This is a genomic window from Novosphingobium sp. ERW19, assembly GCF_012641315.1.
GTDB lineage: Bacteria > Pseudomonadota > Alphaproteobacteria > Sphingomonadales > Sphingomonadaceae > Novosphingobium.
This window is the reverse complement of the sequence record NZ_JABAIC010000006.1, coordinates 264,545-287,462: the sequence shown is the minus strand read 5'-3', so window position 1 is coordinate 287,462 and position 22,918 is coordinate 264,545. Positions and strand designations below refer to the sequence as shown.

General features: G+C 63.7%; 21 protein-coding genes. 5 read left to right on the top strand and 16 right to left on the bottom strand.

Features of this window, described 5'->3' with window-relative positions:
- Window positions 1–4 precede the first annotated feature (4 nt).
- Genes HGI46_RS13885 through HGI46_RS13840 form a run of 10 tightly spaced genes read right to left on the bottom strand, consistent with a single transcriptional unit; the run spans window position 5 to window position 9,463 of the window.
- Window positions 5–775: an SDR family oxidoreductase gene (locus HGI46_RS13885; RefSeq protein WP_168904688.1), complete on the bottom strand. Its 771-nt coding sequence runs from the start codon at window positions 773–775 to the stop codon at window positions 5–7.
- A complete protein-coding gene (locus HGI46_RS13880) occupies window positions 768–1,682 on the bottom strand; it encodes a VOC family protein (RefSeq protein ID WP_168904687.1) in 915 nt (304 codons plus the stop codon). Before HGI46_RS13880 ends, HGI46_RS13885 begins: the two co-directional genes overlap by 8 nt.
- A complete protein-coding gene (locus HGI46_RS13875; protein ID WP_168904686.1) occupies window positions 1,679–2,446 on the bottom strand; it encodes an enoyl-CoA hydratase-related protein in 768 nt (255 codons plus the stop codon). The genes HGI46_RS13880 and HGI46_RS13875 overlap by 4 nt, the downstream gene beginning before the upstream one ends.
- Entirely contained in the window at window positions 2,443–3,309 is an 867-nt protein-coding gene (locus HGI46_RS13870) for a polysaccharide deacetylase family protein (RefSeq protein ID WP_168904685.1), read from the bottom strand. The genes HGI46_RS13875 and HGI46_RS13870 overlap by 4 nt, the downstream gene beginning before the upstream one ends.
- Window positions 3,309–4,109, bottom strand: coding sequence for an SDR family NAD(P)-dependent oxidoreductase (locus tag HGI46_RS13865; RefSeq protein WP_168904684.1), 801 nt, complete (start codon window positions 4,107–4,109; stop codon window positions 3,309–3,311). The genes HGI46_RS13870 and HGI46_RS13865 overlap by 1 nt, the downstream gene beginning before the upstream one ends.
- Complete coding sequence (locus HGI46_RS13860; protein WP_168904683.1) at window positions 4,109–4,414, bottom strand: REDY-like protein HapK; 306 nt, start codon at window positions 4,412–4,414, stop codon at window positions 4,109–4,111. The genes HGI46_RS13865 and HGI46_RS13860 overlap by 1 nt, the downstream gene beginning before the upstream one ends.
- Before the next feature lie 12 nt (window positions 4,415–4,426).
- Window positions 4,427–5,629 (bottom strand): amidase, encoded by a 1,203-nt coding sequence (locus HGI46_RS13855; protein ID WP_168904682.1) that lies wholly within the window; start codon window positions 5,627–5,629, stop codon window positions 4,427–4,429.
- Window positions 5,626–6,987, bottom strand: a complete 1,362-nt coding sequence (locus HGI46_RS13850) for a phenylacetate--CoA ligase family protein (RefSeq protein WP_168904681.1) — start codon at window positions 6,985–6,987, stop codon at window positions 5,626–5,628. The genes HGI46_RS13855 and HGI46_RS13850 overlap by 4 nt, the downstream gene beginning before the upstream one ends.
- A complete protein-coding gene (locus HGI46_RS13845; protein ID WP_168904738.1) occupies window positions 6,984–8,258 on the bottom strand; it encodes an MmgE/PrpD family protein in 1,275 nt (424 codons plus the stop codon). Before HGI46_RS13845 ends, HGI46_RS13850 begins: the two co-directional genes overlap by 4 nt.
- Before the next feature lie 2 nt (window positions 8,259–8,260).
- A complete protein-coding gene (locus HGI46_RS13840) occupies window positions 8,261–9,463 on the bottom strand; it encodes an MmgE/PrpD family protein (RefSeq protein WP_206065728.1) in 1,203 nt (400 codons plus the stop codon).
- A 134-nt stretch (window positions 9,464–9,597) separates the two neighbouring features.
- Between HGI46_RS13840 and HGI46_RS13835 the strand changes: the two genes are divergently transcribed.
- Window positions 9,598–10,371: a GntR family transcriptional regulator gene (locus HGI46_RS13835; protein WP_168904679.1), complete on the top strand. Its 774-nt coding sequence runs from the start codon at window positions 9,598–9,600 to the stop codon at window positions 10,369–10,371.
- Window positions 10,372–10,409: 38 nt separating this feature from the next.
- On the opposite strand, the gene HGI46_RS13830 is transcribed toward HGI46_RS13835, so the two are convergent.
- From HGI46_RS13830 to HGI46_RS13805, 6 genes are all read right to left on the bottom strand, one after another.
- Complete coding sequence (locus HGI46_RS13830) at window positions 10,410–11,483, bottom strand: CoA transferase (protein ID WP_168904678.1); 1,074 nt, start codon at window positions 11,481–11,483, stop codon at window positions 10,410–10,412.
- 5 nt (window positions 11,484–11,488) lie between these two features.
- A complete protein-coding gene (locus HGI46_RS13825; protein WP_168904677.1) occupies window positions 11,489–12,700 on the bottom strand; it encodes a CoA transferase in 1,212 nt (403 codons plus the stop codon).
- The gene (locus HGI46_RS13820) at window positions 12,697–13,866 is read right to left on the bottom strand and encodes an acyl-CoA dehydrogenase family protein (protein ID WP_168904676.1); all 1,170 of its coding nucleotides are present in this window, start codon (window positions 13,864–13,866) and stop codon (window positions 12,697–12,699) included. Before HGI46_RS13820 ends, HGI46_RS13825 begins: the two co-directional genes overlap by 4 nt.
- A 68-nt stretch (window positions 13,867–13,934) precedes the next feature.
- The gene (locus HGI46_RS13815) at window positions 13,935–14,444 is read right to left on the bottom strand and encodes a MaoC family dehydratase (RefSeq protein ID WP_168904675.1); all 510 of its coding nucleotides are present in this window, start codon (window positions 14,442–14,444) and stop codon (window positions 13,935–13,937) included.
- A 58-nt stretch (window positions 14,445–14,502) separates the two neighbouring features.
- Window positions 14,503–15,327: a CoA ester lyase gene (locus HGI46_RS13810; RefSeq protein ID WP_168904674.1), complete on the bottom strand. Its 825-nt coding sequence runs from the start codon at window positions 15,325–15,327 to the stop codon at window positions 14,503–14,505.
- 141 nt (window positions 15,328–15,468) lie between these two features.
- On the bottom strand, window positions 15,469–16,152 hold the full coding sequence (locus tag HGI46_RS13805; RefSeq protein WP_168904673.1) for a hypothetical protein: 684 nt from the start codon (window positions 16,150–16,152) through the stop codon (window positions 15,469–15,471).
- A gap of 213 nt (window positions 16,153–16,365) precedes the next feature.
- On the opposite strand from HGI46_RS13805, the gene HGI46_RS13800 reads away from it, so the two are divergent.
- The 4 genes from HGI46_RS13800 (at window position 16,366) to HGI46_RS13785 (ending at window position 22,908) form a co-directional block, all read left to right on the top strand.
- Window positions 16,366–18,783: a TonB-dependent receptor gene (locus tag HGI46_RS13800; RefSeq protein WP_168904672.1), complete on the top strand. Its 2,418-nt coding sequence runs from the start codon at window positions 16,366–16,368 to the stop codon at window positions 18,781–18,783.
- A gap of 80 nt (window positions 18,784–18,863) precedes the next feature.
- Window positions 18,864–20,168, top strand: coding sequence for an MFS transporter (locus HGI46_RS13795; protein ID WP_168904671.1), 1,305 nt, complete (start codon window positions 18,864–18,866; stop codon window positions 20,166–20,168).
- Window positions 20,169–20,187: 19 nt separating this feature from the next.
- A complete protein-coding gene (locus HGI46_RS13790; RefSeq protein WP_168904670.1) occupies window positions 20,188–21,738 on the top strand; it encodes an FAD-binding oxidoreductase in 1,551 nt (516 codons plus the stop codon).
- Window positions 21,739–21,747: 9 nt separating this feature from the next.
- Window positions 21,748–22,908, top strand: a complete 1,161-nt coding sequence (locus tag HGI46_RS13785) for a nitrilase-related carbon-nitrogen hydrolase (RefSeq protein ID WP_168904669.1) — start codon at window positions 21,748–21,750, stop codon at window positions 22,906–22,908.
- Window positions 22,909–22,918: the final 10 nt, after the last annotated feature.

The window sequence follows — 22,918 nt, the reverse complement described above, 5'->3', positions numbered from 1 at the left end:
GCGCTTATCCCATGAAGGCGCCGCCGCTGACGTGCAGCACGTTGCCAGTCATGTAGCTTGATGCGGGGCCCAGCAGGAACAGCACCGGCCCGGTGATGTCCCGCGCATTGGCCATGCGGGCCAGCGGCACCTTGGAAAGATAGTCATTCATATCGAACCGCAGCGGCGCGTCCGGATTCTGGCTGCGGCCGCGCCCGCCGCGCAGGAACGGGGTGTCGACCGCGCCGGGCGAGACGAAGTTGATCCGCACGTGCGGGGCAAGTTCGCGTGCCACGGCCTGTCCCATCGCCACCATGCCGGCCTTGGCCGCCACATAAGGCGCGTAGCCGGGCTGGGGGATATAGGCCATGTCGCTGGTCAGCAGCACCACGCTGGCCGGGCCGCCATGGCGCAGCAGCGGCACCGCCGCGCGCAGGCACAGCGTCATCAGGCGCAGGTTGCCGTTCAGGATATCGTCGATCTCGCCGACGCCCCACTGGTCGATCGGCTGGCGCTGGCCGGCAAAGCCCGATGCGATCACCAGCCCGTCAAGACCGGGGGTGATGGCCTGAACCTGCGCAAAGGCGGCGGCGATGGACTGTTCGTCGCGCCCGTCGAACGCGATGCTGTGCTGCGCGGGAGAGGGGGCTTCCGCCAGCGATCCGGGCAGGTCCATCGCGATCACGATGCAGCCGCCCTCGATCAGGCTGCGCACGATATCCGCGCCGATCCCGCCGCAGGCCCCAAGCACTGCCACGTGCGAGCCGGCCGGTGGAAGCAGGGCCAGATCAGTCATGTTCTATGCACTCCAGAAGTTCGCCGGCGGGGCCGCGCAGCGTCGCCATGCGGCGGTTTTCGTAAGGATAGCCGGGATAAGCAGCCGGCGGCGTGATCCATTCGACGTCGAGTGCGTCGAGGTCCTTCACGGCGATGCTGACCAGCGCGTTGCCCGGCGGCAGCATGCCGGGATGGGCCGGCCGCGCGGTTGCCTGCGGCGGATAGCCATCGACCTCGAAAATGGTCGTGCGCCCTTCCTGCACCATGGTCAGTTCGGTGCGGTGGCTGTCGGGCAGGCCGAACGCATGGTTGATCATCTTGTAGGACAGGGTGAAGGTATCGACGCCCTGCAACTGAAGATGCCGTTCGTACCATGCCACCGTGCCCTGCCGGTCGGGCGTGGCAAGGATGCTGATGAACATGTGATCGACGGGCGATCCGGCGCGCGGCAGATCGCAGTTGGGCATGTCGGCCCGCACTTCGTTGAGGTAGACCATTTCCCGGCCGCGACCCAGCACCTGCATCGGTACGAAATAGGCCATGCCTTCCAGCTCGCGCGGCAGGCCCCTGATCTCGAAGCCAGAGCCTTGCAGCCGGTCGGGCCAGCCGAACACGTCCTGCACGGTCAGTTCGAAGGCAGCCCAGCCAAAGCTGGTGGTCGGCACGAAACCGGGATGGTCGGGTTGCTCCACCAGCCGCAACGCGCAGGGCGTGCCGCTGCGCGGGCGCAGGGTGGCCATGCGCGCGCCGGCGCTTTGCGGGCAGCCCCACGCTGCGGCAAGCTCTGCCGAAAGGGTGCCGGTTTCAACCAGGTCGAGGCCCAGCACGCCCTGATAGTCGGCGATCGCGCCATCAAGGTCTGGGGTGGTGGAAAGGCCGCCGACCAACTGGCCGTGGCGCGGGTGGACGGGGAAGGGCGTGCTCATGGGAAAACCGGCTTGCGCTTTTCAAGGAACGCGCTGACGCCTTCGGCAAAATCCGGGCCGTCGAACGCGGCGGCGAATTCGGCCAGCGTCCCGTCATCGTCATGCGCCTGCCCATCAAGGATGCGCTGGATCATGACCTTGGAACGCCGCTGGCTGTGGCCCGAAACGGACACCAGCTGGCCCGCGAATTCCGCCAGCGTGGCGTGGGGATCGTCGGACAGCAGCGTCACCAGCCCGATGGCGTGGGCCTCGTCCGCCGGCAGCAGCGCGCCGGTGAACAGGATGCGCTTGGCCTGCGCCGGGCCAACCAGATCGACCAGCAGCTTGGTATCGTGCAGCGAATAGACCAGCCCCAGCTTGGCCGGGGTGATGCCGAAACGCGCCTTGGGCCCGGAAATCCGGAAATCGCAGGCCAGCGCGATGCCGCAGCCGCCGCCCACGCAATCGCCTTCGATCAGGGCGATGGTGGGCTTGGGCGCGCGGGCCAGTTCGCGCTGCACCCGGTTGATCGCGGCCTGATTGGCGGCGCGCCATTCCGGATCGCGCGCGCCGGTGGCAAATTCGGCAATGTCCGCGCCTGCGCAGAACGCGCTGCCGGCATCGGCTGCGCGCACCACCAGCGCCCGCACCGCCGGATCGGCCATGGCCTGATCCAGCAGCGTCGGGAACAGATCCCACATCGCCTGATTGAAGGCGTTGCGCTTGTTGGCGCGGTCGATCAGCAGGTGCGCGACCGCGCCGTCGTGTTCAAGACGCAAGGTCATGCGGGATCGACCGTGGCAAGGTGCTGGGCGATCTGGTGGCGGCTTGCCACCCACACGCCTTCATGGGCGCGGACATGGCGGAAGAATTCCTCCAGCGCCCAGATGCGGCCCGGACGCCCGATGATGCGCAAGTGCAGGCCCAGCGACATCATGCGGCCCAGCCCCTGCTGACCTTCGCGGTAGATCTGGTCGAAGTTGGCCTTGGCATAATCCAGCCACTGGTGCGGGGTCAGCGCCGGATCGGTCCACATCTTCATGTCGTTGCTGTCGAGCTGATACGGCACGATCGCCAGCGGCTTGCCCGGAACGGTCGCGCGATCCCAGAACGGCACGTCGCCCGAATAATCGTCCATGTGGTAGGCAAAGCCTTCCTCGATCAGCAGGCGGCGCGTGGCGTCGGTATGGAAATAGCGCGACAGCCAGCCATAGGGGCGCACGCCCACGGTGCGTTCGATCGATTCCACCGCCTTGCGGATGAATTCGCGCTCCTGCTCCTCATTCATCTTGAACTGGTGAACCCAGCGCCAGCCGTGGCTGACCGGTTCATGCCCCAGTTCCGCGATGGCGGCGGCGATTTCGGGATAGTTTTCAAGGCTCAGCGCGGCAACAGTCCAGCTGGCCATGATGTCATAGGCCTTGAGCAGGCGCACGATGCGGGGCGCGCCGGCCTTGATGCCATAGAGGTAGTTGCTTTCGTTGCCGTAGTTGCGGATCGGCGAACGGATGTGGATGCCCAGTTCGTCGACCGGCTCCATGCCGCGGTCGCCACGGGCAACGGTCATTTCGCTGCCTTCCTCGACGTTCACCACCACGGACAGGGCCATGATGTTGCCATCGGGCCAACGGATCGATTCTTCGTGCATCAGTGCATTTCCTCCCCGCCCGAGACGTTCAGCGCCTCGCCGGTAACATAGAAGGCGTCATCGCTGGCAAGCCATGCGCAGGCTGCCGCCGTATCGCTGGCAAGACCGGGGCGACCCATCGGGTTCTTGCGGTGCATGTCGGCGATGTAATCCTCGACCGTGGCGAAGCCCAGCAGCCGCGAGAAGTATTCGTTCTGCTGCGCGCCAAGGCCGGTGGTCACGTGGTTCGGGCATACCGCGTTCACGGTGATCTTGTGCTTGCCCAGTTCCAGCGCCGCGGCACGGGTCAGGCCGACCATGCCATGCTTGGAACTGACATAGGCGGGAAGATCGGGAAACGCGCTTTTCGCCGCCTGCGAGGCGATGTTGATGATGCGCCCACCCTTGCCGCCGGCGATCATCGCGCGGGCTGCCGCCTGCGAACAATAGAACGCGCCCGACAAGTTCACCCCGATTACCTTGGCCCAGTCGGCCGGATCGACATCCAGAAAGGGCTTCATCATGAAGCCGATGCCGGCGTTGTTGACGTGGATGTCCACGCTGCCGAAGCGGGCCACGGCCTGATCGATCAGGCCTTGGCACTGATCGGCCTGGCTGACGTCGCAGGCAATCGTGGCGACTTGCGCGCCGCGGCTGCGCAGGTCTTCGGCAACGGCCTCCGCCTCGGCATCGATGGCAAGGTCGGACACGACGCAGTTGGCGCCCTCGTCAGCGAAACGCTGGAGGATCGTCTGACCGAGGCCCTTCTGCTTGCCCGATCCGGTGACGACGACCGTCTTGCCCGAAAAGCGGCCCGCCATCACAGGTTTTCCGTAAGGATGAACTGCGGATTGTCGGCGAAGTCCTGGAACGGCTTGGCCATTTCCTGGAACGCGGCGGTCGAGATATCGCCAACGAAGCCTTCCATGTCGGCAATGTCGATCACTTCGACATACTGATACGGCGCGGCTTCGCCCGAACCGAACAGGCCGAGCGACTTGTGGACGGTGAAGCGGATCACCGAACCCAGCGCGTTGACGGCCGGAATGTCGGACCCGCGGGCCCAGGCTTCGTAAGCCGCCGGATCAACGCCATCCTTGAGATTGAAAAGCACTATGATGCGCATGGTGAAACCCTTTTATCCTGCGTGGAAATGATCTGGCTGCCGATAGGCGCGAAGCTGCCCGTCGATCTGGCGGGCGAGGGCGAACAGGCCCGCCTCTGCCCCGCGCGGGCCGACGATCTGCACGCCGATCGGCATGCCGTTGGCAGCAGTGCCTGCCGGGATGGTCACGGCGGGCAGGTTGCCGATATTGGCGAGACAGGTGAAATCGGCCTGGTTGGCGGGCGCCGGTTCGGCATGGTCGAAGGCCGGCTGCGGCGCGGTCGGCAGGACCAGCGGGCCGGTCTGCGTGACGATTTCGTTGAGGCGCTCGGCGGTGCGGGCCAGAACCTCGCGGTCGGCCTGCCGGTCCTCGTCCTTGCGGCGCGGGCCATAGGAAATCAGCTTTGCCAGCGTCGGCGAAAGCAGCGAAGCGTCGGCATCGGCCAGTTCGGCGTGAAGCGCGGTAGCGGTGGCGATGAACCCGGCATAGCGGATGCGCGACGGCGCATCGGGCAGGGTTGCCGGCGCTGCCATGTCGAGCAGGCCGCAGACCTTCTCGAAGCAGGCCAGAACGTCGCTCGTGCATTCCACGCCGCCCAGATCGGCCAGCGTTACCGGCTTGCCGGGCAGCGCTTCGTTGCCAAACGTGCTGGTCAGCCTGGCGGCCTGTTCCAGCAGGTCGAGCGACCGGGCCAAGGGGCCGATCACGTCGAGCGCGGGTTCCGCCAGTTCAAGACCGTCGCGGCTGACGGCGGTTTGCGCCGGCTTGAAGCCATACACGCCGCAATAGCTGGCCGGGATGCGCACCGACCCCATGGTGTCGGTACCCAGCGCCAGATCGCACAGCCCTGCGGCCACCGCCGCGCCGCTGCCGCCCGACGATCCGCCGGGCGTGAAGCCGATGCGGTGCGGGTTGTGGGTGGCGCCGAAGAACGGGTTGTCCGTCTTGGCGCCCAGCGCGGCCTCTTCCATGTTGAGCGTGCCGATGATCGCCGCGCCCGCATCGCGCAGCGCGGCGACCGTGGCGGCATCGCGCGCGGCGATCCGGCCACGGTGCAGCGCCATGCCCGCCGTCCACGGCAGGCCGCGCACCGCGATGTTCGACTTTACCCCCACGGTCACGCCGGCCAGCTGGCCTTCGCCGAACCGCGCCGCCCGGTCGAAATCGACAAAGGCGTTGAGCAGCCGGTTGGCTTCTGCCAGCGCGGCGAAATCAAGCGGGTTGCGATCGCTCACAAGCCTCTCCGGTCGATCAGGCGGATCGGCTTCTGGCGGGTATCGATCTGGGTTTCGGTGGCGGTTTCACCCGGTCCGACCAGTTCGACGCCCACTTCGATGCCAATGCCCTTGCGCAGCAGGGCGGCAATTTCGGTTGCTTCGCTGGCGCCGCGGCTTTCCAGCCGGACCAGCATTTCATCGCGGCCGCTGGCATCGCGTACCACGTGGCACACGTATTCGCCGGTCAGGTCCGGGCGGTTTTCGATGATCGCGCCGACCGCGTGGGGGAAGATGTTGATGCCGCGCAGCTTGACCATGTTGTCGCTGCGGCCCTTGAAGCCGGAAATGCGCTTGAACACCATGCCGGTCTGGTTTGCGCCGAGCAGCTCCTCGGTCACGTCATGGGTGTTGAAGCGGATGCAGGGCGAGATATCGTCCTTGAACAGGCAGGTCACGACCATGTCGCCGGTCTGGCCGGGGGCGACCGGTGCGCCGGTGTCAACGTCCAGCAGTTCAAGATACTGCGCGTCTTCCCAGACGTAGAGGCCGTCGCGTTCCGGGCCTTCGCCGGCGATCGTGCCGGTATCGCCCACGCCGTACCAGTCATAGGCCTTCGCGCCGCGCCATGCCGCTTCGGTAGAGGCGCGGTCTTCGGTGCCGAGGTGGCCGATGATCATGCGCAGGTTGATGCGGTCGAACAGCTTTTCGGCTTCTGCCACTTCGGCCAGCTTGCGGATGTAATCGACGAAGCCGACCATGCAGGTCACGCCGAAATCGGCCATCATGTTGACCTGGTTGGTCGAACGCGTCTCGATCCCGGTGCCGGCGCTGAGGAACAGCGAATTGGTGTAATGGGTCACTGCTTCGCGGATGTAGTGGCCGCCGTTGATCATGCCGTGGCCATAGACCGACTGCACTACGTCTTCCTGTTGCAGGCCCATCCAGCGATACATGCGGCCCACCATCAGGCTGGTGATTTCGCGCCCCTTGGGGCCGAACATCAGCGGTTGCGGCCGTCCGGTGGTGCCGCTGGTGGTGTGGAACACCACCGGCGAATTGCCGCGCCCGTCGAAGTCGCCATAAGGCGGGTATTCGTTGACCGAGGCCATCAGGTCCGACTTGTCGTAAACCGGCAGCAGGGTGATGTCTTCAAGGCTGCGGATATCGCCCGGCTCGATCCCCCTGGCGCCCCACAGGCGCTGGTAGAACGGGATTTCCCAGCCACGCTTCATCAGCTTGAGGAAGCGTTCATTCTGCAGGGCGTGAAGCGCATCGCGGCTCATCCGCGTGTAGCGGTCAACGAATTCCTGCCCGACCGGGTAGTCGGCCAGCAGTTGCCGTGCATCAAAAGTTTCGAAGTAGGTGGGAAAACTCATTTCGGCTCCGTGGCGAAAGCAAGGGGTTCTGAAAACAGGTGAGGGGGCGCGGCGGGGGCCAGCGTCCGGCAAAGGTCCAGCTTGGCCTGCGCCCGGGCCGGGGAAAGCGGGGCTTGCGGGCTGCCCGGATTGGCGCTCACCGCGCGCCGCACGGTGGTGCCATCGCGCAAGTGCACGATCACGACCTGCGGCGACAGGGCGTTGTGATCCGGGTTGTCGTCAAGCGTGACCGTCACGTTGCGGCACAGCTCTTCGATGCTGGTATCCAGCCGCGGATCGATCACCCCGTCGCGCAGCATCAGCGGCGCAAGGAAGGCAAGGCACAGGCGGTTGTAGGATTGCGGCGCGCCGGGACGGAACGGGCGGCCGACCAGCCGCTGGATCAGCGGCGGGGCCAGCAGTTCGATGGCCTGTACGTTCTCCAGCGTGACCAGCCCTTCATCGCGCAAGTCCGCCAGCGCGCCCAGCGCACCGTGGCTGGCGCGGCCCGAAGGATAGGGCTTGATGCTGACTTCGCTGATCCGCCAGACTTGGCCAAGCGTGGCGACATAGCTTTCCAGCACCACCGGTTCGATCAGGCGGCCATAGCCGAACGGGCCTTCCAGCACGTCATGCGGGCCGTCGATCCCCGCCGTGGCAAGGTCAACCGCGCTGATCGCGCCGCGCGCCGCGTTGGCGATTTGCAGGGGCAGGGCGGTCGATGCTTCGACGTGGGCCTGCATCGTGCCGGACAGGAAGCTGTAGGCCAGCCCTGCTGCATTGGTCATGCGGGCCGCATCCAGCCCTTCCAGCCGGGCCACTGCCAGCGCCGCGCCGATGATCCCGGCGGTGGCCGGGCGGAAAAAGCGCATGGCGCCTTGGGCCGCGATGCCAAGGCCGCTGGCCACGTCGACCCCGACCGCCAGCGCAGTCAGGAATTCATCTGGCGAACTGCCGCCGCGCCGGTCGGACGAGGCCAGCAGAGCTGCCGTGACGACCGACAGCGCATGGACCACAGCCGGTTCGTGAACCGCGTCCCATTCAAGGCAGTGGATCGAAAAGGCGTTGAAGTATGCGGCGGACGGCGCGGGCAGAAAACCGCCGCCGAGCGAGCGCGCTTCCGCACCCGTGCCCCATCCGGCGACCACATCTGCCAGCGGCGCCGCTTCACGCGATGCCGCACCTGCCGCGCCCGACGCCAGCGTATCGGCCAGTAGCCGCGCGGCATTGGCACGCACTTCGGGCGGCAGGCTGTGGGGGGCGGCGGCAAAGGCCACGATGCGTTCGATCATGTTCACGCTAGCCACCTTTCGAGAATGGACATTACCGGCCCTGCGGAGGAGCCATGCATGACCGCCCGCGTCATTTCCGCAAAATCGTCCTCCCGTCCGCCAAGTGCGAACAGGGATTGCGCCTTGGCAAGGATTTCGTCCTCGGTCATCGGCCGTTCCGGATCGCCCAGCGTGTCGATCAGCGTCACCTCTTGACCCGCGCAGCGGGCCCGTGCGCCGAAATGGCGCGGGTAGCGTTCGGAAAACTCTGCAACCTCGCGGACCGTGATCCGGGCACGGGTGGCGGCGGTGCCCGTTCTGGCGGCCTCGTCGAAATCGCCCAGTGCAGGGGTGCCCTTGTCCGCCACGAGGGCAACCGAATGCTGAATCGAAAACTTTGCCTCGATCTCGCTGGCCGGATCGGGGCGATCGCAGAACGCCAGCGCATCGCGGTATGTCTCGATCTCGATCGGCCCGTCGAGGTGGCCCAGCCGGCGCTTCAGTTCCAGCGCTGCGTCGATGGCGGGGTGGGCGTGGCGGCAAGCGGCCCAGGGCTTGAAACTGACATCGCGGATGCGCCAGTGATCGGCCAGTTCGATAGGCCGCGCGGCATCGGTGGTCGCGGCGTGGAGGCCTTGCGGTCCTTCAAGGATGAACGCCGGTCCGCGCGCACCGGCCAGTACCGCATCGGCAGCCAGCGTGCCGGTGTTTACGGCATGGGCGATGTGCCATTGCTTGGCGTCGCATGGTTCGTGGCGCATCTGCCAGAAGCCGCCGGTCACCGATCCGGCCAGCCCCATGGCATGAACCAGCCGGTTTTCGAAACCATCGCCGGTGCCTGTATCGCCGCGGCAGCACAGCGCCGATACAGCAGCGCCGAACAGGCCGGCGGTCGCGGTATTGTGCCAGAACGCGTAATGGCGGGCGTCGAACGTCGATCCGATGGCGATCATCGCCTCATAACCGCGGATCGCCGCGTCGAGCAGGCGGTCCATGTCGGTGATGCCTTGCGCAAGGCAGGTTGCCCACACCACCGGGCCGGGGTGAAGGATTGCCATCCGGTGGACATCGTCCATTTCCAGCTTGTTGCCAAGCCACGCGGCCTTGCGTGCGGCATTGCCGCTTTGCAGGCGGGCGATGGGCATGGTTTCGGACAAAAGCGCGCCGGCCACGCAGCCAAGCCAATCCATCAGGTGAAGCCGGGCGCGGGTCCGTTCATCAGGCATTATATCGCGCGCGAGGCGCTTTGCCAGCATGCACGTAAGGCTTGCTTGCATCACGCAACCCTCCCCACTACGGAACTTGAAGGAGTGCAGATTTCACTGCGCCACGAACACGTCCGGATCGGTAGGACATTTCCATGACAGTCACCAAGAATATCGCGGCCACCAAGAACATCACGGCCACCAAGAAAAAGCGGGCGCGCTACCTTGAACTTGCCGATGAATTGCGCGCCGCTGTGCTGCGCGGTGACTTTAGTGGGTCGAAAACCTTCCCCACTGAATCGGTTCTGTGCAAGAATTACGGTGTCAGCCGTTTTACGGTGCGCGAAGCGCTTCGGACGCTGACGCAGGAAGGCCTGATCAAGCGCCGCCGCGGATCGGGCACCATGGTTCAGCCGGCGTCCGCGCGCGCGGGCACGCTGCACCAGCCGCTGTCGAACGTTGGCGAAATCCTTCAGTACGCCACCGGTACCACGATTTCGTTCGACAAGCTTGGGCCGCAGGAAGTCAGCCCCGACATCGCCGAAAAGACCGGGATGAGCCCGACCGGCGAATGGTACGTGTTTCGCGGTGCGCGCCGTGCGGAAAGCCGCCGCCGCCCGATCGCGCTGACCTATGCGTGGGTGCATCCCGACCTGGCAGAGGCGGTGTCCCGCTTCGAAGATGGCAGCCCGACCCTGTTCGGACAGATCGAACAGTTCACCGGCCGGACCGTCAACCGCGTGACGCAGGACATTCAGGCAGTGAAAGCCACCGAGGAAGTGGCCGAGACGCTGGGGCTGGAAACCGACAATCCGGTCCTGCTGATCCTGCGCTGCTATTTCGACAAGAACGACCAGCTGTTCGAAATCTCCGCCAGCTATCACCCCGGCGACCGGTTCACCTATTCCATGCACATCGAAGTGGACTGAGGACGACGAACGCGACAATCTGGCCGGCGAGGGGCGTGTCATTCCCCTCGCTCCGTTCCTTGTCGCCAGTCGGGCGTGTCGGACAGGCGAATGGCAGGCGCCAGCATGTGCCGCCCGTCCACCATGTCGATCAGGCCACGTTCGTGGATGAACGACTGGTCCAGCGCCTCGCGGAAGTCGAGAACCGGGGCAAAGGCCACGTCCTTGTCGGCAAACCACTGTTCCCATTCGGCCCGCGTGCGGGTGGCGAAGGTCTGCGCCAGAAACGCGATCAGTTCGCCCTGTTCGCCCGCCGGCTGTTCGGCCATGGCGATCAGATCGGCGCGGCCAAGCGCGGTCAGCAGGTTGGCGGCGAACTTCGCCTCGCGCCCGCCCAGCACGACATGGCGCGCATCGGCGGTGCGATAGACCTGATAGAACGCCGCGCCGCCCAGCGATCGCTGTGATTGCGAAACCGGCGATACCCCGCCGGCGATCGCCGACCCGGCGATATGCGCGCACCACGGCAGCAGGCTGTCGAACATCGCGATATCAAGGTAATCGCCCTTGCCGGTGTTCTGCCGGCCGATCAGCGCCATCAGCACGGCGGCCAGCCCGGTAAGCCCGGCTGCCATGTCGGCGGAAGGTACGCCGGGAACGACCGGGGTGCCGTCCAGCGCATCATTGACCGAGAGAAACCCGGTATGCGCCTGCACCGCGATATCGTGTGCCGGATGGTGGGCCATGCTGCCAGTCTGCCCGAAGGCCGATACCGAACAGTAGACCAGCCGCGGGTTGCGTTCGGAAGCTGCTGTGTAGCCAAAGCCCAGCCGTTCCATCACCCCCGGCCGGAAGCCTTCGACCAGAACGTCGGCTTCGTCGATCAGGCGCCACAAGGCGGCCCGGCCGTCTTCCGATTTCAGGTCGACGGTGATGCAGCGCTTGGCGCGGTTCAGGTTGTTGAACCACACCGAAACGCCGGCTTCCATCGGTTCCATCGTCCGGGCGGGATCGCCCGTCGGCGGCTCGACCTTGGTAACCTCTGCTCCCTGGTCGGCCATCATCTGCGTCAGCATCGGGCCGGGCAGGAACAGCGAAAGGTCCACGACCTTGATGCCTGAAAGCTTGCCCATGCGCGTTAAATTACCTCTGCTGCCCGCAGACGGGCAATCTCGTCCTCGTCATAACCGATTTCACCGAGGATCGCGGTCGTGTCAGCTCCCAGCAAAGGCGCTGCGCGCGAAGGCAGGCGTTCACCATCGATGCGGATCGGGTTGGCAAGCACCCGCATGTCTTCCATGTCGGGATGGGCGGTTTGCTGCACCATGCCGGTTGCATGGATGAACGGATTGTCCAGCGCGGCATCAAGGCCGTGTACCGGGGATACCGGCATGTGGCCTTCAAGCACGCCCAGCCAGTGCGCGGTCGGGTGGGCCGAGAATATCTCGTCCAGAATGACCGTCAGCGTATCGCGATTGGCAAGCCGGGCCTTGGGCGTGGCGAAGCGTTCGTCCGCGGCAAGATCGGTGCGGCCGATGCGTTCGCACAGGATCGTCCAGAACTTGGGCAGCTGCGCCATCACGAAGATCCAGCCATCGGCCGAACGCACCAATTGGCTGGGCACGACCGAGGGGTGCGACGAGCGCGGGGAGCGCGTGGTGACATCGCCGGTGTTGAGATACCATACCGCCGGATAGCTGGTCTGGTGCAGCGCCGCGCCGAGCAGGTCCACGTCAACGTCGCGGCCAAGGCCGGTCCGTTGCGTATCCATGAGGGCGGCGAGCAGTCCGATGGTCATCATCGTGCCGGTCATGAAATCGACCATCGACAAGCCGAAACGGGTGGGCGGGCCATCCGGTTCGCCGGTCAGTTGCATGAACCCGGCCTCTGCCTGCATCAGGTAGTCATAGCCGGGCCAGCGGGCACGTTCGTTGTCGCGCCCGTAAGCGGAAAGATGGGCGCAGACGATGGCCGGGTTGATGCCCTTCAGGGCATCGTAATCCAGGCCCAGCGCCTTGGGCAGATCGCCGCGCATGTTGTTGGCAACAGCGTGCGACCGGCCAACCAGTTCGTGGAAGATCTTCTGCCCGTCATCGGTCCGCAGATCCAGTGTCAGCGACCGCTTGTTAAGGTTGAAGGCCTGAAAATACAGGCTCTCCCCCTTGCGCAGGAAGTGCGGACCAACCGCGCGTGCGGTGTCGCCGCCGCCCGATCCGTCCTTCGCCGGCGGTTCGATCTTGATGACTTCCGCGCCCAGTTGGGCGAGGAACATCGTGCCATAGGGACCGGCGCCGTATTGTTCCGCCGAAAGGATGCGAAAACCCGCAAGGGGGAGTCTGTTCTGGGTCATGCCGGGTTCCGTTTGACCCACTGCTTGGAGATGATCATCCGCTGCATTTCGTTGGTGCCTTCACCGATGCACATCAGGATCGAATCCCGATAATAGCGTTCGATTTCGTACTCCTTGGAATAGCCGTAGCCGCCGTGGATGCGCAGGGCTTCCTCGCTGTTGCGAACCGCCGCTTCCGAAGCGAAATACTTGGCCATGCCCGCTTCCATGTCGCAGCGTTCGCCGCGGTCATAGGTTTCGGCGGCATCGAACGTCAGCAGGCGCGCGGCGCGGGCGCGGGTGACCATTTCACCGATCTTGAGCTGGATAGCCTGGTGATCGGCGATGGGACGACCCATCGTTTCGCGCAGCTGGGCATATTCTGTGGCAAGGCGCAGCGCCCCTTCGGCAAGGCCGACGCCGCGTGCCGCAACGTTGATGCGGCCCAGTTCCAGCCCGCCAGTCGCCTGGAAGAAGCCGTTGCCTTCGGTTTCACCGATCAGGTTTTCGGCCGGGATGCGATAGTCCTCGAATACCAGTTCTGCGCTGTCGATGGCCTTGTAGCCCAGCTTGTCGAACTTCTTGCCGACCTTGAAGCCTTCGCCCTTGGGGGCGATCATCAGGCTCATGCCCTTGTAACGGGGCTCGGCCTGCGGATCGGTCTTGACCAGCAGCGCAAAGCAATCGCCGTGGATGCCGTTGGAAATCCAGGTCTTGGTGCCGTTGATGACGTATTCGTCGCCTTCGCGGCGCGCCACGGTGCGGATCGCCTGAAGATCGGTGCCGGCATTCGGTTCGGTAAGGGCCAGACCACCACGGATTTCACCGGTGGCGCAACGCGGAAGCCAATACTGCTTCTGCGCCTCGGTGCCGAAACGTTCGATCGCAGCCGCCATGATGAGGTGCGAATTGACGATGCCGGTGATCGCCATCCAGTAGGACGAGATATAGGCGATGATCTTGGCATAAGTCGTGACCGGCAGCCCAAGCCCGCCGTATTCGCGGCCGATGGTGGCGCCGAACAGGCCCAGTTCGGCCATCTGGTGCACCAGCTTTTCCGGCCAGATATCGCCATGGTCGTGTTCCATGACAACGGGACGGACTTCCTTCTGGACCCAGCGTTCGATCATATCGAGGAGCGCCTGCTCCTCGTCGGGGTCGATGAACCGTGGTTCGCTTGCCGACATTTTCATTCTCCAAACAGTCGTGCGTGGGTGGCGGGCGCAACCGGCGCCTCTTCCACCTGGCGCAAAAATCAATCGTCGACGGGGCCGAAGCCGCGCTTCCAGATCAGCATGGTGCGTTCAAAGGTACACACCACGTCGCCGTGCTGGTTCTTGCCGATGGTGCGGACAGTCACGATGCCCTGCTCGGGCCGCGAACTGGACTCACGCTTTTCCAGCACTTCGCTTTCGGCATACAGCGTATCGCCGGGGAACAGCGGGTGGGTCAGACGGATCTTGTCCCAGCCAAGGTTCGCCACGGCCTTCTGGCTGCAGTCCGAAACGCTCATGCCCACCATCAGCGCAACGGTCAGCGGAGAGCACACCAGCGGCTTGCCGAATTCGGTCTTCTTGGCGAATTCGTAATCGAAGTGTGCGGGGTGCGTGTTCATCGTCAGAAGCGTGAACTGCACGTTGTCCGCATCGGTGATCGTCCGTCCGGGACGGTGTTCGTAGATATGGCCGACCACGAAATCTTCAAAGGAACGGCCAAAGGTTTCGCGGAAACGGCCCGGCGAAACTTCAATAACTCCTGCACGCATTGTTATCACCTTGAACTTGTGAATTATTTTATGGATAATTTACTTATGGTTGTTATTATCAATCGTCAGATTTACCGGCTGACGCGATGATGCGAAAATAGCGCTGCATCACCGGTGCCTCGAGCATCCGTCCACGAAATGCGATTGCCTTGCCGCCGCCGGCTTCGAACGCGGCGATGGCTTCGGCGGCTTCCACGACTTCGGCCTGCGTCGGCCGCATGACGGCGCCGATCGTGGCGATCTGGCGCGGGTGAATGGCTGCCTTTGCTGCAAACCCCAGTGCCTTTGCTGCGCAGCATTCGGCGCGCAGGCCTGCGTCATCGTCCAGTTGAATGAACGGAACATCGATGGCGGGAATGCGGTTCGTGGCGCAGCTCATCACCAGCGCGCTGCGAGCGGCCAGCAGCGGCTCCCATGCCAGCGAGACGCCCAGTTCCGCCGAAAAATCACCGCCGCCGAACATCAGGGCGCAGACTGCGTCCACCGCGCCGATTGCATCCGCATGGCGCAGGCCGCGCACGGTTTCGATCAGCGGGATCAGGCGCGGCCCGTCCGGGCCAAGAATGGCTGCGGCCTGTTCGGCATCACGCGGGGATTCCACCATCGGCAGGAAAAGCACAGGTGGCCGGTTGGCCGACCGGGCGAGGGCAACAAGATCCTCAATCCCTGCGCGGGTCATCAGGCCATTGATGCGCAAGGCAAGGCGCGGAGACGCATGCCGGGCCAGCGCATCCAGTGCGATGGCGCGCGCTGAATCCTTTTCGGCGGCCGGAACCGAATCCTCAAGGTCCATGCAGACCAGATCGGCGTCCGATTCCAGAGCCTTTGCGATGCGGTCGGCGCGGTTGCCCGGCACGAAAAGGAAGTTGGTGAAACTGATCATGACTTCAAGTTGTCCGGACAAGTTGCAAAGTCAATGGTTTTCTCATGCGATCATGAATGATGGCGTTCGCGACCGCTTGAAAATGCGGTCCGCTCCGCCAGCCCCTTGGCAAGGGCGCTGGCGGAGCGCCATTTCATCGGCTCAGAACGGCTTGATATTGCCAAGGAATGCCGTGCCGAGCAGCAGGAGATAGACCACCCAGACCCAGATGCGGGTCAGGTCCATCGTCCGGCGCAGCGGTATTTCGGTTTCGTCGCTCGACCCTTCCTTGATGAGGCGGCCAAGCTGCGGTCCGACCGGCTTGAACGCGACGTCGATCATGATCGCGGCGGCAAAGATCAGGCCGAACATCACGGCTTTGCTGGCCAGCCACAGCGGGGCCAGCGGCTGGCCCTTCCACAGCGACACCAGACCGAGCGCCAGGTAGAACAGCGTCAGCGCGATCTTGAGCACGAACTCGACGCGGTTGTTGCGCTTGGCGCGCGGGGTCTGGTCGTGGAAGTGGGTGTCCCACACCAGCCACAGCCAGAAGCCGCCGAGCAGCCATGCGCCCGCGATCGCGGCGCCGGGCAGGTCCCACCAGCCGCCGGCATCGACCATCGACAGGGTAAGCGGCACCATCAGCGCCCACGCCGAGCGCGGGACCATGTCGACGTTGACCAGCAGTTGCAGCAGGGCAAGCCGCTGCGGCAGCGTCCACTTTTCCCGCTTTCGGAAATGCTGGCCCAGCAGAAACACGCCAACGTCCGCCCCCAACCACAGGACGAAGAGCAGAAGGTGGATGAACACCAGCAGCTGGTAAACGGTGAAAGAGAGTTCAGGCATCGCGGTATCCTCTTGTTTTTCCCGGTCCTGCGGGGCGGGCAGCGATCCTTTTTGCCGCACCCTCGAAAGCTCTCTTGCATAACTCCTTTCGCTGTGCAAACTTGTCCGGACAAATTAGAAGCTTTTTACGTGGAGGGCAACTCGATGAGGTTGGGGTTGAAGAGCGGCGTTGCATTTTTCGCGATGATTGCCGCGGCATCGCACGGAGTGGCCATGGCCCAGACCGTGCAAACGGCCGAAGCTGAAGAAAGCTATGGCTTGTCTGAAATAACCGTTACGGCACAGCGCCGCACGGAAAGCGTTCAGACTGTTCCTATCGCGATCAGTGCTTTCGATTCGAATGAACTTTCTACTCGTGGTATTACCAACGCTCTTGAAGTTACGCAGTACGTTCCCAATCTGGTCGGCATCAATAATACCGGCCTTGGTTCGGCGAACTCCTATTACATGCGTGGGCTTGGTAACACCGAATCGATTCCCACATTCGATCCGCCGATCGGCACTTATGTCGATGATATTTACCTTTCGCGGCAGAATGCCAACAATCTCTCGTTGTTCGATGTTGAGCGTGTCGAAGTTCTTCGTGGTCCGCAGGGCACTCTGTTTGGTCGCAATACGACGGGCGGTGCTGTCGCGGTATTCCTGAAGGAAGCCAGTCAGGAGCTGGGTGGTTACGCCGAGGCTGGATACGGTGCGTACAATCTTTGGCAGATCAACACGTCGCTTAACGTTCCGATCAATGATCGTCTGGCGGTCAAGGTTTCGGCTTACGTGCAGGACAGCGACGGTTACGCCAAGAACACGGTAACCGGCGAACGCCAGAACCAGAATGATGGCTGGGGCGTGCGCCTTGGCGTCAAGGGTGATCTTTCCGAGAACGCCACCTGGACCGGCTCCTACATCCACACGTTTGCCGATGGCGCCAACATCGCCAACTTCGATTGCAACCCCGCCGCGCCGACCCAGTGCGACGGCCGTTACGTGACTACCGGCTTGCGCCGCGACGGCAACTTCGGCGGCCGCCTTTCGGGCAAGAAGGACAACTTTGGCCACTTCGTGAAGACGACGATGGACTTCATCTCGTCCAACCTGAAGCTGGGCAATGACGATCTGAGCGTCAGCCTCATCACCGGTTACGTCTACACCACGCAGGACTACGCGCTCGACTTCTCCGATGGTCGTTCGCTGCCGTCGATCAACGTGCCGATCACGCCGGTACTGGGCCTGACCCGTGGTGGCTTCGTCGTCGCGAACGAAGGCGAATTCTCGCAGTTCTCGCAGGAAATCAAGGTCAACGCCTCGATCGCCGACGGACTGCTCGATGTCGTCGGCGGCCTCTACTACTTCGAGGAAGACAACTTCAGCGATTTCGCCGACCTGCTGACCGTGGTCAGCGCTGCGGCGCCCGCGCCGGGTGGCAACACCCTGCTGCTGGCCGATCGCACGATGACCAACTCGACCAAGGCCTATGCCGGCTATCTGCAGGGTGACCTCAACCTCACCGACCAGCTGAAGCTGACCGCCGGCGTGCGTTACACCGATGAAACCAAGCGTTTCTCGATCCGTGACAACCGCGCATCCTGCAAGGACGGCACGGTCGAGGCGACCTGCCTTGTCGACTCCAACCTTTTCGTGCTGAGCGGCCGGGCCATTCCGCGCAGCCAGAACATCAAGATCTGGACCCCGCGTTTCGCCATCAACTACCAGGCAAACAACGATGTCCTGCTGTTCGCTTCGGCGACCCGCGGGTTCAAGTCGGGTGGCTGGAACGCGCGCGGCACCAGCCCGAGCGAACTGCTGCCGTTCGATGCGGAAAAGGCGTGGAGCTATGAAACCGGCGTCAAGTCGGAGCTGTTCGACCGTCGTCTGCGTGTCAACCTCTCGGCTTACTGGCTGGACGTTTCGGGTCTTCAGACCCCGTCGGGCTTCGTTCGTGCCAACGGTTCGATCGGCTTCGTGACCCGCAACTTCGCGGACTACGAAAACAAGGGTATCGAACTTGAAGTGAACGCTGTTCCGGCGCGCGGGCTCAATGTCTTCGCTTCGTTCGGCTATCAGGACGACAAGTACAAGGTCGACACGACCCGTCCGATCCTTGACGCCTATGGCGTCCAGTCGGTTGGCGAGCAGCAGCGCCGCTGCCTTGCCCAGCTCGCTTCGGGTCTGGTTCCGGGTGGTGACGCGACGGCTTGTGCTCAGGGTATCGTCGCGGCTGACGGCACCCTCGCAACCCCGGTGCGCACGCCCAAATTCAACCTGGCGATTGGCGGCAGCTACGAGGCCGATCTCGGCAAGGGCCTGACCCTTGTCCCGTCGGTCAACGCCAGCTGGCGCGACAAGAGCGAAGTCGGCACCAGCAACGTGACCTTCTATGACGATCCGGTCACCAGCACGGGCGGCACCACTTATGCCAACAACCTGCTTGGCAAGGGCCCGCGCATTGCCGGTTCGCTGAGCAAGGCACGCTGGATCGCGAACGCGACGCTGACGCTGCGCAGCGAAGCCGGCTGGACGCTGTCTGCCGAATGCCGCAACTGCTTCGATCAGGAAGCCGTTGAATCGACGCTCGCCAACCTTGAATACATCAACCCTCCGCGGACCTGGCTCATCAAGGGACGGTATTCGTTCTGAACGACCGGTAGTTGACAAGGATCGGGGGGCGCTGCGACGCCCCCCGATCTGCCATAAATAGCGAACGGATAAAGCCAGACATGACACTGCCCGCCTCAGCGATGCGAACAGATTCCAGCAGCGAGTTTCGAAACGGCTGGAAGGTGCTGCTGGCAGGTGTCGTGGGGGTGACGCTGGGGGCATCGCCCATTCCGTTCAACCTGATCGGCTTCACTGTCGCGCCATTGACGGCCGAATTCGGCTGGAGCCGTACCGAAATCATTCTTCCTGCCACGATTTACGGGCTGATCGCATCGCTGATGGCTCCGGTTTTCGGCTGGCTTTCCGATCGACACGGCGTGCGCAAGGTCGCCCTGTGGTCGGTCTTCGGGTTCGCGCTCGCGCTGGGCGCGGTAGCGTTGACGCCGACGGTCAATTCCTCGTCGACGCTGTTTTTCTATTACGGCATCTGGTGCCTGATCGGCCTTGTCGGCATCGGATCGACGCCGATCACGTGGAGCAGGGCGGTCAACCTGTGGTTTTTCCACCACCGCGGGCTTGCGTTAGGCATCCTTTTGCTGGGCACCAGCCTTGCGGCGCTGTTCGTGCCGAAGATGGCGGTCTGGGCAACCGAGCAATTTGGCTGGCGCAACATGTTTGCGATCATGGCGCTGCTGCCGATGTTCATCTCGCTGCCGATCGCGTGGTTGCTGTTTCGCGAACCGCGCCCTGAAGAAACGCCCAAGGCGCTGACCACTAGCGATGGCTCGCTGGCCGGGCTGACGCTTTCCCAAGCGCTCAAGGGCTATCGTTTCTACATCATGTGGATTTCGATCGCGATCGTTGCGGGCTGCTATTCGGGCGCATTCATCAACATGCCCGCGATCCTGATGGACGATGGCATGAACGCGCAATCGGCCGCCAGCATCATGGGCGTTCTGGGCATCGGCATTTTCGTCGGGCGCATTCTGACGGGCGTGCTGCTGGACTGGTTCTGGCAGGGATTTGTCGCGTTTCCGCTGTTGTGCCTGCCGGCGATTACTTGCCTGATCCTGATGGGGGACGGCGTGTCGTTCACCATGGCCGGGGTGGCTGCGTTCTTCCTCGGCTTTGCAGCCGGCGCGGAGGCCGACCTCATCGCGTACCTCGCGGGCCGCTATTACGGCATGGCGCACTACGGCAAGATCTACGGCATGCTCTACATGCCGTTCGGCATCGCATCGGCGTTCTCGTCGGTGATCTACGCCTATGTCCGCGACCAGACCGGTTCCTACGACGCGATCCTGTTGGTTGCGCTGTTCGGCTTTATCATTGGCGGCGCGCTGCTGCTGCTGCTGGGCCGCTACCCCACTTCCTTTGACGAGGAGCCCGCCGCCGCGAACGCTCCCGCCAAGGCCTTTTCCTGACCTAATTCGAGGACACCTCATGGCAACCCTTGCTGAAAGCGATCTCAAAGAAGCACTGGCCAGCGGCGGCGCCCGCGTGGCGACTGACGCCGAGACGCTGGATTTCTTTGCGCACGACGTCTTTTCGCGCGGCGCTGATCTGGCGGCGGTCGTATCGCCGGTAGATACCGCATCGCTGGCCGCTGCGGTCAAGGCGGCGACCGACCGTGGCCTGATGGTGATCCCGCGCGGCGGCGGGATGAGCTATACCGGCGGCTATTCCGCGCCCAGCGCCGGCGCGGTGATGTTCGATACCGCTTCGATGACCCGCATTCTCGATATCAACCAGACCGACATGACCGTGACGGTCGAGGCCGGCTGCACGTGGGCCGCGTTGTATGACGCGCTGCGCCCGCTGGGCCTGCGCACCGCGTTCTGGGGCACCCTTTCGGGCATTCAGGCAACCGTCGGCGGCGGGATGAGCCAGAACGGCATCTTCTGGGGCACCGGTCGTTACGGCACGGCGGTGCAAAGCTGCGTCGCGCTTGAAGTGGTGCTGGCCGACGGCACGATCCTGAAGACCGGCAGCGCCCATGCGCGTCCTTATGGTCCGGACCTGACCGGCCTGTTCCTTGCCGATACCGGCGCGCTGGGCATCAAGGCCACGATCACGCTGCGACTGGTGCCTGAAGCGGCGTGCCATGGCTATGCCAGCTTCACGTTCACCGAAGCCGCCGGCTTCCTGGGCGCGCTTGGCGAAATCGAACGTGCCGGCATTTCAACTGAATGCTTCGGCTTTGACCCCCGTCTCAACGCGATCCGCATGCAGCGCGATAGCCTGGCCACCGATGCCAAGCAGCTTGTCGGCATGATGAAAAAGCAGGGTTCGGTGTTCAAGGCGCTGAAGGAAGGCGTCAAGGTGGTCACCGCCGGGCGCAACTTCATCGACGAGGCGTCGTTCTCGATGCATGTGCTGGCCGAGGCCGGTATCCAGCAGGCGGCTGATGCTGACATCGCCCGTGCGCGCGAAATCGTCGCGCGTCATGGCGGTCAGGAAGTGGAAAACACCATTCCCAAGATCATCCGGGCAAACCCGTTCGGGCCGCTCAACATGATGGTCGGCCCGCAGGGTGAGCGGTGGGTGCCGATCCACGGCCTGCTGCCGCACAGCCGGGCGCAGGCCTGCTTTAACGCGATCGAGGCGCTGTTTGATGCGCACGCCGAGCAGATGGAGCGGATGGGCGTTCATCCCGGCACGCTGATGGCGGCTGTTGGCGGGGCCGGCGTGGTGATCGAACCGTGCCTTTACTGGCCGGACGAGCGCAACCCGCTGATCGATCGCACGGTCGAGGCTTCACATCTCAAGAAACTGCCCGTTCATTCGCATGACGAGGAAATCTGGATTTTCGTGCAAGAGCTGAAAACGCGCCTTGTGGACCTTCTTTTCGAGCATGGCGCTACCCATTTCCAGATCGGACGGACGTATCGCTATCGCGAAAGCCTCGACCCTGCGGCCGATGCGCTGCTGGTGTCGGTCAAGGCGCAGCTCGATCCCAAGGGGCTGATGAACCCCGGTTCGCTCGGGCTTTAGGAGGATCGGATGGAGGTCGTGCGAAGGCAGTTTCTTGCAAGCGCGGCCTCCGCCACGCTGATCGGCGGAATTCCCGCCGCAGCGGCAAGGAACAAGGAACAGAGGCAGCAGGATATGGCAGATACGCAAACATACGCGGCGGTTGCCATGCAGTTGGCCGCCCGGTCTGTCGAACATGCGCCGGACCGGGAATCTGCCCGCCGGCAGATGATGGACACCATCGCGTCGCTTGAGCCGAAAATTCGGTCGGCGACGATCTTCATCCAGCAATATGCCGGCAATCCGGTCAAGCTGGCGGTGCTGCCGGAATACGTGCTGACCAGTTATCCGGGGCGCATTTCCGTGCCGGATTTTGCAGACCGCGCGGCGTTGGAGATCGATGGGCCGGAATACGAAGCGATGGGCGCGATTGCCCAGCGCCTTGGCCTGTTCATCGCCGGCAATGCCTATGAACAGGACCGGCATTTCCCAGGCCTCTATTTCCAGACGAGTTTCGTGATCGCGCCATCGGGCGATGTCGTGCTGCGCTATCGCCGGCTCAATTCGATGTTCGCGCCGACGCCGCATGATGTCTGGTCGCGCTATCTGGACATTTACGGGCTGGACGGTGTGTTTCCGGTGGCACGCACCGAAATCGGCAACCTTGCCGCCATCGCTTCGGAAGAGATCCTGTACCCGGAAATCGCCCGCGCCATGGCGCTGCGGGGTGCGGAGATCTTCGTGCACAGCTCGTCCGAAATCGGTTCGCCGATCGATACGCCCAAGTCCATCGCCAAGCGCGCCCGCGCGCAGGAGAACATGGCCTACGTCGTATCCGCGAACACCGCGGGCATCGAGCTTTCCAGCCTGCCGGTGGCGTCGGGCGATGGCAACAGCATGGTCGTGGATTACAAGGGCCGGGTCGTGGCGGAATCCAACAGCCGCGAAACATTCACTGCCTTTGGCGAGATCGACCTTGGCGCCTTGCGCGCCGCGCGCCGCAAACCGGCGATGACGAACTTCCTTGCGCGGCAGCGGCTTGAGCTTTTTGCTGAAGTATATTCAGGAAAATCTCCTCAACGTGCGGACAGTTTGATTCAGAACAATGAAGTAATCATCCCAGACAGGGATTTCTTTAAGCGGGTTCAGGAGGAATCCATTAATAATCTTATCAAGGAAGGCATTGTATGAGTAAGGCGCC